General features: G+C 71.3%; 12 protein-coding genes. 7 read left to right on the top strand and 5 right to left on the bottom strand.

Annotated features, from left to right (window positions below; all coding sequences use genetic code 11):
- Positions 1 to 83: 83 nt before the first annotated feature.
- Entirely contained in the window at positions 84 to 299 is a 216-nt protein-coding gene (locus tag DDW44_RS07900) for a hypothetical protein (RefSeq protein WP_017944991.1), read from the top strand.
- A gap of 222 nt (positions 300 to 521) precedes the next feature.
- Here the strand turns inward: DDW44_RS07900 and DDW44_RS07895 are convergent, their stop codons facing one another.
- Both DDW44_RS07895 and DDW44_RS07890 read right to left on the bottom strand, forming a co-directional pair.
- Entirely contained in the window at positions 522 to 1,109 is a 588-nt protein-coding gene (locus DDW44_RS07895; RefSeq protein ID WP_026281683.1) for a TetR/AcrR family transcriptional regulator, read from the bottom strand.
- Between the two features lie 244 nt (positions 1,110 to 1,353).
- Positions 1,354 to 2,322 carry an aldo/keto reductase gene (locus DDW44_RS07890; RefSeq protein ID WP_279634801.1) on the bottom strand — a complete coding sequence of 323 codons (969 nt, stop codon included), beginning with the start codon at positions 2,320 to 2,322 and terminating at the stop codon, positions 1,354 to 1,356.
- 501 nt (positions 2,323 to 2,823) lie between these two features.
- Between DDW44_RS07890 and DDW44_RS07880 the strand changes: the two genes are divergently transcribed.
- From DDW44_RS07880 to DDW44_RS07860, 5 genes are all read left to right on the top strand, one after another.
- Positions 2,824 to 3,069 (top strand): DUF6243 family protein, encoded by a 246-nt coding sequence (locus DDW44_RS07880; RefSeq protein ID WP_108905979.1) that lies wholly within the window; start codon positions 2,824 to 2,826, stop codon positions 3,067 to 3,069.
- Positions 3,070 to 3,184: 115 nt separating this feature from the next.
- The gene (locus DDW44_RS07875; protein WP_017944996.1) at positions 3,185 to 3,430 is read left to right on the top strand and encodes a DUF6158 family protein; all 246 of its coding nucleotides are present in this window, start codon (positions 3,185 to 3,187) and stop codon (positions 3,428 to 3,430) included.
- An 85-nt stretch (positions 3,431 to 3,515) separates the two neighbouring features.
- Complete coding sequence (gene dusB / locus DDW44_RS07870; RefSeq protein ID WP_018889962.1) at positions 3,516 to 4,661, top strand: tRNA dihydrouridine synthase DusB; 1,146 nt, start codon at positions 3,516 to 3,518, stop codon at positions 4,659 to 4,661.
- A 425-nt stretch (positions 4,662 to 5,086) separates the two neighbouring features.
- A complete protein-coding gene (gene ppdK / locus DDW44_RS07865) occupies positions 5,087 to 7,795 on the top strand; it encodes a pyruvate, phosphate dikinase (RefSeq protein WP_017944998.1) in 2,709 nt (902 codons plus the stop codon).
- A gap of 538 nt (positions 7,796 to 8,333) precedes the next feature.
- Entirely contained in the window at positions 8,334 to 9,377 is a 1,044-nt protein-coding gene (locus tag DDW44_RS07860) for an ArsR/SmtB family transcription factor (RefSeq protein WP_240800412.1), read from the top strand.
- On the opposite strand, the gene DDW44_RS07855 is transcribed toward DDW44_RS07860, so the two are convergent.
- Entirely contained in the window at positions 9,343 to 10,503 is a 1,161-nt protein-coding gene (locus DDW44_RS07855) for a PhoX family protein (RefSeq protein WP_108905978.1), read from the bottom strand. The two genes, DDW44_RS07860 and DDW44_RS07855, sit on opposite strands and share 35 nt — an antisense overlap.
- 586 nt (positions 10,504 to 11,089) lie before the next feature.
- Between DDW44_RS07855 and DDW44_RS07850 the strand changes: the two genes are divergently transcribed.
- Positions 11,090 to 11,497 (top strand): VOC family protein, encoded by a 408-nt coding sequence (locus DDW44_RS07850; protein ID WP_108905977.1) that lies wholly within the window; start codon positions 11,090 to 11,092, stop codon positions 11,495 to 11,497.
- Positions 11,498 to 11,538: 41 nt separating this feature from the next.
- Here the strand turns inward: DDW44_RS07850 and DDW44_RS07845 are convergent, their stop codons facing one another.
- Complete coding sequence (locus DDW44_RS07845; protein WP_108905976.1) at positions 11,539 to 12,474, bottom strand: oxidoreductase; 936 nt, start codon at positions 12,472 to 12,474, stop codon at positions 11,539 to 11,541.
- Positions 12,475 to 12,730: 256 nt separating this feature from the next.
- A complete protein-coding gene (locus DDW44_RS07840; protein WP_017945003.1) occupies positions 12,731 to 13,243 on the bottom strand; it encodes a DinB family protein in 513 nt (170 codons plus the stop codon).
- Between the last annotated feature and the right edge of the window lie 129 nt (positions 13,244 to 13,372).

Below are 13,372 nucleotides of genomic sequence, written 5' to 3'. Positions count from 1 at the left end.
AAGGCCCCCGGTTCCGGGTACGGAACCGGGGGCCTTCGTGCACACTGGGCCCACTCGTCGACCGCCGGCAGAGGAGGCGCACCATGCCGCCCACCACCAGCAGCAAGGTCAGCAGATGGGACCGGCACGGACGGGAACACACCGTCCGCGTACGGAAAGCAGGCGTGCAGAAGGCACTCGTCTGCGACACCTGCGGCTGGCGCAAAGGCGCCCAGTTCCTGCCCTGGCTCAAGGCCGAGGAACACCTTGCCGACGCGCACCAGGCGACCGTCGACCCCGGCCGCCCCAGGAACGGCTGACCGCGGCCCGGGCCCGCCCGCGTGGACACACCGCATCCCCGGGCGCACCGCACGGGCGGACGCACCGCATCCCCGGGCGCACCGTATGTCCGGGCGCACCGCATGCCCGGACCGCCTCGCACCCGGCGTGGAGGGACCACCGGCCGATCGGCGCACGGGCCGATCACCCCACGGGCCGATCACCCCACGGGCCGATCGGCCCCGTCGCGGTCGACCGATCGGTCAGGCCCGCAGGCCCCGCAGCAGCAACTCGCACACCGCGCGGAACTCGTCGTCGATCGCCGGCCTCCGCCACTCCGGCGCGAACACCGGATCGTGGAAGCGGGCCGTCGCGTCGAACACCGCCTGCGCCACCGTCACCGGAGCCGCGGCCTCGAACTCCCCGCCGCGCACACCCTGTTCGATGATCCGCGTCAGCTGGCCGACCAGGACCACCAGATGCTCGTCCACCACATCGCTGGCCTCCGTGATCAGCACCGCGTAGGTGGCGAACAGCTCCGGATCGTCACCCGCCTTGTGGCGCTTCGCCTCGAACAGACACGACAACCACGACCGCAGCTTCTCCTCCGCCGAACCGGCAGGCCCCTCCGTGATCCCCGACAGCAACTCCTCGGTACGGCCCAGCCAGCGAGCCGTCACGGCCTCACGCAGCGCCGCCTTCGTGCGGAAATGCCGGTACACACTGCCGTGACTCACCCCGAGGGCGCGCGCCACATCGACGACCGTCGCCTTGGACGGGCCGAAACGGCGCAGCACCTCCTCGGTCGCCTCGAGGATGCGGTCGGCGGTCAGGGTCTCCGTGGTGGACATGGCACCGACGTTACCCTCCCCCACCGACACGACCGGGGCGGCCGCCGGGAACACCCCGGCCCGCACGGGCAGTGCAGGCGGGCGGCCGGGGGCGGCACGACCGGTGTCCGGTCCGCGGCACGACCGATGTTCGGTCGGCGGCACGACCGATGTGCCGGTACTGCCGGTACTGCCGGGGGTCCGCCGAGGGCGACCCGGCAGGCCGGTCACCGCGGTACCCGGCTACGGAGTTCCGCCCCGCACGTCAGTGCTCGCTGTCGAGATGCGCCATCTGCGCCGCCGGGTAGCGCTCACCCGCGGCCGACCCGGGCGGAACGGCCCGCTCGATCGCCGCGAGTTCGTCCCCGCCGAACGTCACGTCCAGGGCACCCAGCGCCTCCGCCAGCCGGTCCGGGTGCCGTGCACCCACCAGCGGAACGACGTCCTCGCCACGCGACAGCACCCAGGCGATCGCCAACTGGGCGACCGACACCCCCTTCTGCCCGGCGATCTCGCGCAGCCGCTCCACGAGTTCGAGGTTGTGGCGCAGATTGCCGCCCTGGAAGCGAGGGCTCATCCCCCGGAAGTCGTCGGCCGCCAGCTTCCGGTCGCCGCCGAAGTGCCCGGAGAGCAGACCGCGGGACAGCACCCCGTACGCCGTGACGCCGATGCCCAGCTCCCGCGCCGTGGGCAGGATCGCGTCCTCGATACCGCGGGAGATCAGCGAGTACTCGATCTGCAGATCGCTGATGGGGGCGACCGCCGCCGCGCGGCGGAGCGTGCCGGCACCGACCTCGGAGAGGCCGATGTGCCGGACATGGCCCGCCTCGACCAGTTCGGCGATCGCGCCGACGGTCTCCTCGATCGGTACATCGGGGTCGACACGGGCGATCCGGTAGACGTCGATGTGGTCGGTGCCCAGCCGTTGGAGCGAGTACGCCGCGAAGTTCCGCACCGCGGCCGGGCGGCCGTCGTAGCCGGACCAGCCGCCGTCCGGGTCACGTAGGGCCCCGAACTTCACGCTGATCAGCGCCTTCTCGCGGCTGCCCGCCGAAGCGGTGCCAAGTGCCTCGCGGATCAGCATCTCGTTGTGGCCCATGCCGTAGAAGTCGCCCGTGTCGATCAGCGTGACACCGGCGTCGAGGGCGGCGTGGATGGTCGCGATCGACTCCGAGCGATCGGCGTCACCGTAGAGCGCCGACATGCCCATGGCGCCCAGGCCTATCGCGGACACGCGGGGGCCGGTGGCACCGAGGGATCTGGTGGGGAGGGGACGGGGCGCCGGGGAGGTCGATGGGGCCGGAGAGGTCGATGAGGCCGGAGAAGTCGATGAGGGGGGAGTCGGGGCAGCGGAAGTGCTGGCGGAGGAGGGAGTGGAGGCAGCGGAGGTGCTGGCGGAGACGGGGGAGGTGACGGAGGTAGGGGAGGTAGGCGAAGTAGGCGAAGTAGGCGAAGTAGGGGAGGGCATGAGAGGGGCTCCTCGGTGAGGTGAGGTCTCTGGCGATGACAACTATGGCATGACGGATGACAGATTTCAAAATCTGTCAGTCGTCATCTGTCGATGCGAAGCGCAGCGCGCCTGACCAGGCCGGAAAACCGGGTGCTCGACCAGGCCTGGCCCGGTACCGTCGCCGCATGTCCTCCTTCGCCCAGATCTACGAGTGAGAGTGCGGCGGGCACACCCCGCCCCCACCAGTGACATCCACACCACTTCTCACCACGATGGGAGAACCCCGTGGCCAAAGGCCGCAACAACCTCCTCGGCGTAGGCGGGCAGCGCAGAAAGCTGTCCCGCGCCGACCAGCGGGGCGACGGCCCGGCGGGCCAGGCGGACCGCCGGGCGGCCGCCGACCAGAAGCAGGAGCTGCTGCGCAGGATGCGCGAGCGGGCCCATCCTGCAGGCGGCGCCCATGCCGACGACGCCCATGCCGACGACGCCCAGGGCGAGGCGTCCCAGGGCGAGAGCGGTGCGCAGGGCTGACACCCGCTTGTCCCGAAGTGCCCGGACCACCTGGTGGTCCGGGCACTTCCGTCCTCGGATGCGGTCGCCCGATCCGGGGCCATGATGGAAGGGGTGTACCTACCGGAGGTGTGACATGGCGGAGCAGGACCGCGGAGTGCCGCCGGAGCGGCTGGAGGACGGGCAGCTGCTGAAGGAGCTGGAGGCCATCCACCGCACTCGTCACGAGACCCTGCTGTACGGCTCCGACGACGCCCTGGAGACGCACACCTCCCGGATGGGCGCTCTCGAGGGGGAGTACCTCCGCCGCCACCCCCGGCGCGCCACGTCGAGGGGCCGGACCAGGGAGGGCGCGCGGGCCCGGACGTGCCACGACGCCTGAGGCCGGTTCTCCCCTGTTTCCCCGGCTTCCCCTGCCTGGATAGTGCGTCTAACTAATTGACTCGGCAGTGCGCGACAATGGTCGAATGACCACGCTCGCTCAGACCCCGACGCTGTCCATCGGCCCGCATGCCGTGCAGCCCCCGGTGGTGCTCGCGCCCATGGCCGGTATCACCAACGCGCCGTTCCGCACCCTCTGCCGGGAGTTCAGCGGGGGCAAGGGGCTGTTCGTCAGCGAGATGATCACGACCCGGGCGCTGGTCGAGCGCAACGAGAAGACCATGCAGCTCATCCACTTCGACGCGTCGGAGCGGCCGCGTTCGATCCAGTTGTACGGCGTGGACCCGGTCACGGTCGGCAAGGCCGTCCGCATGATCGTGGACGAGGACCTGGCGGATCACATCGATCTGAACTTCGGCTGCCCGGTGCCCAAGGTGACGCGCAAGGGGGGCGGCTCGGCGCTCCCGTACAAGCGGAATCTGCTGCGGGCGATCCTGGGCGAGGCGGTCGGCAACGCCGGGGATCTGCCGGTCACGATGAAGATGCGCAAGGGCATCGACGACGACCACCTCACCTATCTCGACGCGGGGCGGATCGCGGTCGAGGAGGGTGTCACGGCGATCGCCCTGCACGGGCGCACGGCTGCCCAGCACTACGGCGGTACGGCGGACTGGGACGCGATCGCCCGGCTGAAGGACCATGTGCCGGAGATCCCGGTGCTCGGGAACGGGGACATCTGGTCGGCCGGCGACGCGCTGCGGATGATGCGGGAGACGGGCTGCGACGGGGTGGTCGTGGGGCGCGGCTGCCTGGGGCGGCCGTGGCTGTTCGGCGATCTGGTCGGTGCCTTCGAGGGGTCGGGAGCGTGGGCGCGGCCGTCGCTGCGGGAGGTCGCGGAGGTGATGGTGCGCCATGCCCGGCTGCTGGGGGAGTGGATCGGGGACGAGTCCCGTGGCGTGATCGACTTCCGTAAGCATGTGGCGTGGTACCTGAAGGGGTTCGCGGTCGGGTCGGAGATGCGCAAGCGGCTGGCGGTGACGTCGTCGCTGGAGGAGCTGCGCGCTCAGCTGAGCACGCTGGACCTGGAGCAGCCGTGGCCGTCGGGTGCGGACGGCCCGCGCGGGCGTACGTCGGGGAACAACCGGGTGGTGCTGCCGGACGGCTGGCTGAAGGATCCGTACGACTGTGCAGGTGTGAGCGAGGATGCGGAGCTGGACACGTCCGGGGGCTGACCGGGCGGCGGGTCGGGAGGCCGGTCCGGATCCGGGTGCGAGCGGGTCCGGATGGTGGGATCCGGTCGTTCCCGGCGGCGTGATTCTCGCCACCCCTGATAGGGGTTGCGCTCAGATGAGCGCTCTTGGGGTGGCTGTGACTTCGGAAGGGGTGGCACTGCGTGCCACCCCTTCCGTGTTCAAAAAGTGAACTCAGATGCCTGGAAGGATGCTCATCTGAGCGGCGATGTTCCGCTTTGGGTCAAGCGTCCTTCGAGGGGTGAAGAGGTGCGGCGCTACCGCTTTACGTATCGGAAACCTGCGATCTGCTGGCGGACGGGTGGTTACGGCCGAATGACGGACAAGTGGACGTACCCACGTGCCTTCGATCTGGGTATGTTCCTCGCCGTCAGGGCAGCCACCGAGTCCTCGAGGAGTCGAGACCCGTGTCGGAAATCAAAGATCAGAAGTTCGTCTACGACTTCACCGAGGGCAACAAGGACCTCAAGGACCTCCTCGGCGGCAAGGGTGCGAACCTCGCCGAGATGACCAACCTCGGTCTGCCCGTCCCTCCGGGCTTCACCATCACCACCGAGGCCTGCAAGGTCTACCTCGACAGCGGCGAGGAGCCCGCGGCACTGCGTGACGAGGTGAGTGCGCACCTCGACGCGCTGGAGCAGCGGATGGGCAAGAAGCTCGGCCAGTCCGAGGACCCGCTGCTGGTGTCCGTGCGTTCCGGCGCCAAGTTCTCCATGCCGGGGATGATGGACACCGTCCTGAACATCGGCCTGTCCGACACGTCGGTGGAGGGCCTCGCCCGGCAGGCCGGTGACGAGCGCTTCGCGTGGGACTCCTACCGCCGGCTCATCCAGATGTTCGGCAAGACGGTCCTCGGGGTCGAAGGCGAGCTGTTCGAGGACGCCCTGGACGCGGCCAAGGAGGCCAAGAAGGTCACGGTCGACACCGACCTCGACGCCGCCGATCTGAAGAAGCTGGTCAAGCAGTTCAAGAAGATCGTCAAGTCGGAGACCGGCCGCGACTTCCCGCAGGACCCGCGCGAGCAGATGGACCTGGCCATCAAGGCCGTCTTCGACTCCTGGAACGGGGACCGGGCGAAGCTCTACCGCCGCCAGGAGCGCATCCCGCACGACCTCGGCACCGCGGTCAACGTCTGCTCCATGGTCTTCGGCAACCTCGGCCCGGACTCCGGCACCGGTGTCGCCTTCACCCGCGACCCCGCCTCCGGCCACCAGGGCGTCTACGGCGACTACCTGCAGAACGCGCAGGGCGAGGACGTCGTGGCCGGTATCCGCAACACCGTGCCGCTGGCGGACCTGGAGTCGATCGACAAGAAGTCGTACGACCAGCTGATGCAGATCATGGAGACGCTCGAGACGCACTACAAGGACCTGTGCGACATCGAGTTCACCATCGAGCGCGGCCGGCTGTGGATGCTGCAGACCCGGGTCGGCAAGCGCACCGCGGGTGCCGCCTTCCGGATCGCCACCCAGCTCGTGGACCAGGGCCTGATCGACGAGGCCGAGGCGCTGCAGCGCGTCACCGGCGCCCAGCTCGCGCAGCTGATGTTCCCGCGCTTCGACGAGACCGCACGGGTCGAGAAGCTCGGCCGCGGCATCGCCGCCTCCCCCGGTGCGGCGGTCGGCAAGGCCGTCTTCGACTCCTACACGGCGGTCAAGTGGTCGCGCTCCGGCGAGAAGGTCATCCTGATCCGCCGTGAGACCAACCCGGACGACCTCGACGGCATGATCGCGGCCGAGGGCATCCTGACCTCCCGCGGCGGGAAGACCTCGCACGCCGCCGTCGTCGCCCGCGGCATGGGCAAGACCTGTGTCTGCGGCGCCGAGGAGCTGGAGGTCGACACCAAGCGCCGCCGGATGACGGTGAACGGCACGGTGGTGGAGGAGGGCGACGTCGTCTCCATCGACGGCTCCACCGGCAAGGTGTACCTGGGTGAGGTCCCGGTCGTGCCGTCCCCGGTGGTGGAGTACTTCGAGGGCCGGATGCACGCGGGCGCCGACGACGCCGACGAACTGGTCCAGGCCGTGCACCGGATCATGGCCTACGCGGACCGGGTGCGCCGGCTGCGGGTACGGGCCAACGCCGACAACGCCGAGGACGCGCTGCGTGCCCGCCGCTTCGGTGCCCAGGGGATCGGGCTGTGCCGCACCGAGCACATGTTCCTCGGCGAGCGCCGCGAGATGGTCGAGAAGCTGATCCTCGCCGACACCGACGACGAGCGCGAGGACGCGCTGAAGGCGCTGCTGCCGCTGCAGAAGAAGGACTTCGTCGAGCTGTTCGAGGCGATGGACGGGCTGCCGGTGACGGTGCGGCTGCTGGACCCGCCGCTGCACGAGTTCCTGCCGGACATCACCGAGCTGTCGGTGCGCGTCGCGCTCGCCGAGGCCCGCAAGGACGCCAACGAGAACGACCTGCGCCTGCTGCAGGCGGTGCACCGGCTGCACGAGCAGAACCCGATGCTGGGCCTGCGCGGAGTCCGTCTCGGCCTGGTCATCCCGGGGCTGTTCACCATGCAGGTGCGGGCCATCGCGGAGGCCGCGGCGGAGCGCCGCAACGCCAAGGGCGACCCGCGCGCCGAGATCATGATCCCGCTCGTGGGTACCGTGCAGGAGCTGGAGATCGTGCGCGAGGAGGCCGAGCAGGTGATCGCCGAGGTCGAGGCGGCCACGGGCGTGGACCTGCGGCTGGCCCTCGGCACGATGATCGAGCTGCCCCGCGCGGCCCTGACGGCCGGCCAGATCGCCGAGGCCGCGGAGTTCTTCTCCTTCGGTACCAACGACCTCACCCAGACCGTGTGGGGCTTCAGCCGGGACGACGTGGAGGCCTCGTTCTTCACCGCCTACCTGGAGAAGGGCATCTTCGGCGTCAGCCCGTTCGAGACGATCGACAAGGACGGCGTCGGCTCGCTGGTGCGCAACGCGGTGGCGGCCGGCCGGGCCACCCGGCCGGACCTGAAGCTCGGTGTGTGCGGCGAGCACGGCGGTGACCCGGAGTCGGTGCACTTCTTCCACGAGGTGGGCCTGGACTACGTCTCCTGCTCGCCGTTCCGGATCCCCGTGGCGCGTCTGGAGGCGGGCCGCGCGGCGGCGCAGTCCTCCGGCAGCGACAGCCGCTGATCCGCCCGGCCGCACCCGCGGCCGGCCCCCGGCCCCGGGGCCGTCGGTGGTCCCCGACCCTCACCGACCGGCCGGCGGTCCCGGTGCACCACGAGACGAGCGGGACGGGCACCTTGTGCGGAGGTGTCTGTCCCGCTCGTTTCCTATACCGGTGCCGCGGCGGGGTCTGCCGCCCACGCGTGCTGTTGAACAGCGGACCAGTAGTGGGTTTTAACGGTTGCTTGATTTTCGCCATTCGTTGAGCAAAGAACAGGCGGAGCGCGGTCGACGGATCCCCACCCGCCGGCCGCGCTCCATTCCCGATGCCGGACACGGAGCCGCAACCTTCGCCGACCGCCGCCAGGCGCGGAAAGCCCCCCACGGTCTTTGCCTCGCCCCTCGGTACCCGAAGGTTTCGTGCCCGACGTCGTACAGCTTTTCGGTTCGCCGCCCTGTTACGCGATGCGTTTCAACTGTGGCTGAAACACCGTGGTAACGTCCTGTGATTGCGTGCATACTCAGTGACGGGGGCGATTGCGGATGCAACAGTGGGGGTTCCGTGCTGCGAATCCACTTCACCGGTGAAGACCTCGCCAGGGTGCGGATGGCGGCCAGACCGGATGTTTTGTGGGAAACGATTCTGAGTTTCCACCGTTTACGGGACCGGCGCGGAGCCACCGTCTTCGGCGAATGGCGGACGGAAACCCGAGCCCGGCTCAACGGTGAAACACGGCTCCTCGCGGCGCTCGTCCCGCAACGCGGCTATTTCCCGGACTTCCTGACCCCGCCCGAGGCTCTGGAGGGCCTGGACGAGGGCCTGGAGGCGGTGCGGGCCACCCCGGCGCGCAGGCTCGGGGCCGAGCTGGCGCTGCTCGCCGCGGAGCGGCCGCACGCCGTGCTCACGGGCCGCCTCGCCGGGCTCGCCGACGGCGCGGACGGGCCGATGGACCGGCTCGTCGGGGTGCTCCGCAGCTACCACCGGTCGGCGATCGAGCCGTACTGGCCGCACATCCAGGCGGCGGTGGAGGCCGATCGGGCCGTGCGCGGCCGGGCCCTGCTCGACGGGGGCGCGGACGAGCTGCTGGCCTCGCTGCCGCCGATGCTGCGCTGGCGCGCGCCGGTACTGGAGGCCGACTACCCGGTGGACCGCGAGCTGCGGCTGGAGGGGCGCGGGCTGCTGCTGCAGCCGTCGTACTTCTGCCGCGGCACGCCCGTGGTCCGCCGGGACCCGGAGCTGCCGCCGGTACTGGTCTACCCGCTGACGCACAGCGGGTCGCCGATGACCTGGGAGCGGGACGGGATGTCGCTGGGCCGGCTCGTGGGGCACACCCGCTCGGCGGTGCTGCAGTCCATCGGCAGCGGCTGCACCACGAGCGAACTCGCCCGCCGGGCGGGGGTGTCGCTCGCCTCCGCCAGCCAGCACGCCTGCGTGCTGCGGGAGGCCGGGCTCGTGGTCACGCTGCGGAACGGGAACGCGGTGCTGCACACGATGACGCCGCTGGGCACGGCCCTGCTGAGGGGCCGCGCCCAGCGCGATCCGGAGCCGCCGGGGGTGCTCGCGCCCGGACTTACGCCCGGAACGGTCCCGTCACCTCGTAGGTGATGCCGCCGGACGAGCTGCCGCTGGTCCCCCGCTGGCTGGAGAAGTACAGCCGCCGCCCGTCCGGCGAGAAGGCGGGTCCGGTGATCTCCGAGCCGGACTGGCCGTCTATCCGCAGGAACGGAGCGACGACGTCGTCCGGGGTGATCAGGCAGATCTCCATGTTGCCGCCGTCCTCCGCGACGAACAGGTCGCCCGAGGACGAGCCGGTGACGTTGTCCACGCCGGTGAGCGGGGCCAAGCCGCCCGTCACCAGGGAGTCGTCGTAGGCGAGTTCATAGGTGCCGCTGGTGAGGTTGAGCTGCCAGAGGCGGTTGTCGCCCTTGGTGGTGAACCAGACGGTGTCGTTGGCGTAGTGGCAGCCCTCGCCGCCGTTGAACCTCTTCGCGCCGGACACCTGGCTGCGGGTCGCGGTGGGGGAGCCGTCCGGGTCGGGCACGTTCGCCCAGCCGAACGTGCCCGAGGTGGCGGTTCCGGCGACCAGCACCTGCAGCGTTCCGGAGGACAGGTCGCCCCAGGTCGTCGGGATGAAGCGGTAGAGGCAGCCGTTGCTCTCGTCCTCGGTCAGGTACACGACCTTGCGGACCGGGTCGGCCGCCGCCGCCTCGTGCTTGAACCGGCCCATGGCGTCCCGGCGGACGGCGGCGTTCACCCCCCAGGGGTCGGTCTCGTAGACGTAGCCGAGGCTGACCTCCTCGCACGACAGCCAGGTGTTCCACGGGGTCTTGCCGCCCGCGCAGTTGGTGCGGGTGCCCGACAGGATCCGGTAGGCCCCGGTGATCGCGCCCGCCGAGGAGAACCGGACCGCGCTGGCCCCGCCGGACGGGTTGATCTCGGAGTTGGACACATAGATCCAGCCGGAGCCGTCGGCGAAGCAGGCGCCGCCGTCGGGGGCGTTGTGCCAGGTGTACGAGGTGGAGGCGACCTTCTGCCCGGAACGGGCGATCACCCTGCTGGTGAACCCGGCCGGCAGCCGGATGCCGTTGGCGTCGGCCGCGCCGAGCGCCCCGTACGGTCCCGGGCCGGGCTGTGCGGGGGCCGCGGAGGCGGCGCCCTGCCACAGCGTGCCGCCGAAGGCGGCCGCGGACGTGCCGATGACCGCTCCACGCAGGAAGCTGCGTCGTTCCACTGTCACTCCAGGGGGTCGTGACTGCCCTTCCCCCCGCCGGGCGGCGGGGCGGGGTCGCGCGCCAACGGACCCTAGAAGCGTGGAATTGACTTTGCGTCAACGAGGGGTGACGTGAAGACGTCCCCTGCGGGACGGGGCGACCGGCCGTTCCCGGCCAGGCGCGCATCTCCCGCCCGGCTCCGCGGGCCCCGGCTCCGGGCCCCGGCTCCGGGCCCCGGCTGTACGGCCCCGGCTGTACGGGCCCGGCTGTACGGGCCCGTACAGCCGGCCCTCGGCCGTGCGACCTATCGCTCCCGGCCTCCGGCTCCCGGGCGGGCCCGGGAGCGACCCGGTGCCGCTCGCCGGTGCCGCCCGCCGGTGCCGGCACGCCCGCTCGGCTCTCCGGCCGTGCCCGAGGTCCGCCGCGGCTCCGTCGAGAGCGCCCCGGTGGGCGGCCGGCCTCACCCGCTCCGGGAGGCCGCCGCGCTCGTTCCGGAAAATGCCCCCGCCGCGAGCGATGAGTCCGGCCCGCCCCGGGGGTCTCTACCCACGACAAGCGACGCCACAAGGCGCGACGACGAGCAAGACCACCAGAGAGGCACCCGCCATGTCCCAGATGATCTTCGTGAACCTGCCGGTGAAGGACCTCGACGCGTCGAAGGCGTTCTGGGAGGCCGTCGGCTACACCTTCAACCCCCGGTTCACCGACGAGACCGCCGCCTGCATGGTCGTCAGCGACACGATCTTCGCGATGCTGCTGACCGAGGCCAAGTTCAAGGACTTCACCAAGAAGGCCGTCGCGGACGCCGCCACCAGCACCGAGGTGATCGTCGCGCTGAGCGCCGAGAGCCGCGAGAAGGTCGACGAGCTGGCCGACGCGGCCCTGGCGGCCGGGGGCTCACCCGCGAACGAGCCGATGGACCACGGCTTCATGTACGGCCGCTCCTTCCAGGACCCGGACCACCACATCTGGGAGATCGTCTGGATGGACCCGAAGGCCGTCGAGGGCCAGTAGTCCAGCCCGGGGCCCGGACCGGCCCGCCGACCCGGCCCGGGTCAGCGCTTGAGGTCGTCGTATGTCACGCCGGTGAGCTGCTCGGAGGCGACCCAGAGCCGCTCACCGGCGGCGTCGTTCAGCGTCCACCCGGCACGCCGGGACGGCGCGGGCGCGCCTCGCATCCCCATCAGGCGCGGGCCGGTGAACGAGTCGGGGCGCACACCGGGTGCGGTCGCCGCGTACAGCGTGGGCAGCGCCCCCGCCTCCGCGGACTGGGCGAAGACCCGGTTGCCGAGCTCGGCGAGCCGTTCCGCGGTACGGCGGCCCTCCATCCTCGCCCCGGCGGTCTGAAGGTTGGTCGCCGCGTAGCCGGGGTGCGCGGCCGCCGCGACGACGTCCGCACCCGCCTCCCGTAGCCGCCGCGCCAGTTCGTGCGTGAAGAGCAGATTGGCCGTCTTGGAGCGGGCGTAGGCCACCCAGCGGTGGTAGCGGCGCTCGCTGTTCAGGTCGCCCATGTCGACGTTGGCCAGCGCGTGCATCCCGCTGGACACGGTCACCACGCGGGCGCCGGGGGTGTGCAGCAGCTTCCCGGCGAGCAGTCCGGTCAGGGCGAAGTGCCCCAGGTGGTTGATCCCGAACTGGGTCTCGAAGCCGTCGGCCGTGCGGCCGTACGGCAGGGCCATCACGCCCGCGTTGTTGACGAGCAGGTCGAGCGTCCCGGGCGTGTACGACTCCGCGAACGCTCGCACGGACGACAGGTCGGCCAGGTCCAGCGGCCTGAACTCCACGTCGGCGCCGGGCACCTGGCGCCGGATGCGCTCGACGGCCTGCCTGCCGCGTGCCCCGCTGCGGCAGGCGAGCAGCACCCGCGCCCCGCGCCGGGCCAGTTCCCCGGCCGTGACCAGCCCGATGCCGCTGTTGGCTCCGGTGACCACGGCGGTGCGTCCGCTCTGGTCGGGGATGTCGTGCCTGGTCCAGCCGGTCGTCGACGGCATGCGGTACTCCTCCGCTACTCGGTCACCCGGCGGTCTCGCCGGCGCGACCCCCCTGCCCCGTGGTGCCCGCTCGGTAGTCCCGGGTGTGGCGGGGGCGGCGGGCCGTGCCGCAAGAGTACGGCCGGCCGCACGGCCTGGTAAGGAGACGGTCTGAGTACCCGTCAGGCGCCTGGGCGTCCGGGCGTCCGGGCCGGTCGTGGCCCCGCCGGAACGGCCCTTCGCAGCTCCCGGGCGGCGCGGGCAGCCGGGTGCCGTGTCAGTAGTAGCCCTTCTGCCCGTCGAGCAGTTCCCGGACGGCGTCCAGGTGACCGGCGTGCCGGGCGGTCTCCTCCACCATGTGGATCAGCATCCAGCGCAGGGTCGCCGCGGACGACGTGTAGTCGGGGTGGCGGCCGGTCTCGTCGAGCGCGTGGGCCGCGATGATCTCGTTCGAGATCGCGCACTGCCGCCGGTACTCCTCCAGCAGGCGTGCCAGCGGGACGCCCTCGACGCGCATGTCGGCGTCCTCGGGCGCCTCGGCGAACTGCGGTCCGTCGGCGGGCCGGCCGAGGAAGAGCACCTCGAACCAGGAGTTCTCGGTCCAGCGCAGATGGGAGACGATGCCCGCCACCGTCATCAGGGGCGAGGCCGGCAGGACCGGCCGGTGGGCGTCCGCCTCCGCGAGCCCCTCGCACTTGTAGTGGACGATCGCGCGCTGCATGTCGAGCCAGCCGACGAGCTGGGTGCGCTCGTCTGCCACGAAGGGGGGACGTACCCGGGGAAGCGTCATGGGCGGCGACAGTAGCGGAGGCCCTCTCCGGACCGCACCCGGTTTACCGCACGGACCATACGCCCGGCCCGGCCCGGCATCGCTCCGGAGTTCCGCCGCCCCCGCGCGTCCGGCAGTTCCACGCGTCCG

It is taken from the genome of Streptomyces tirandamycinicus, from assembly GCF_003097515.1.
Taxonomy (GTDB): Bacteria; Actinomycetota; Actinomycetes; order Streptomycetales; family Streptomycetaceae; genus Streptomyces; species Streptomyces tirandamycinicus.
This window is presented reverse-complemented; position numbering and strand designations above follow the sequence as displayed.

What these genes read in the sequence shown, in the direction of transcription:
- DDW44_RS07900 (WP_017944991.1), top strand. Translation starts at nt 84, where the DNA reads ATGCCGCCCACCACCAGCAGCAAGGTCAGCAGATGGGACCGGCACGGA.
- DDW44_RS07895 (WP_026281683.1), bottom strand. Translation starts at nt 1,109, where the DNA reads ATGTCCACCACGGAGACCCTGACCGCCGACCGCATCCTCGAGGCGACC.
- DDW44_RS07875 (WP_017944996.1), top strand. Translation starts at nt 3,185, where the DNA reads ATGGCGGAGCAGGACCGCGGAGTGCCGCCGGAGCGGCTGGAGGACGGG.
- dusB (WP_018889962.1), top strand. Translation starts at nt 3,516, where the DNA reads ATGACCACGCTCGCTCAGACCCCGACGCTGTCCATCGGCCCGCATGCC.
- DDW44_RS07850 (WP_108905977.1), top strand. Translation starts at nt 11,090, where the DNA reads ATGTCCCAGATGATCTTCGTGAACCTGCCGGTGAAGGACCTCGACGCG.
- DDW44_RS07845 (WP_108905976.1), bottom strand. Translation starts at nt 12,474, where the DNA reads ATGCCGTCGACGACCGGCTGGACCAGGCACGACATCCCCGACCAGAGC.
- DDW44_RS07840 (WP_017945003.1), bottom strand. Translation starts at nt 13,243, where the DNA reads ATGACGCTTCCCCGGGTACGTCCCCCCTTCGTGGCAGACGAGCGCACC.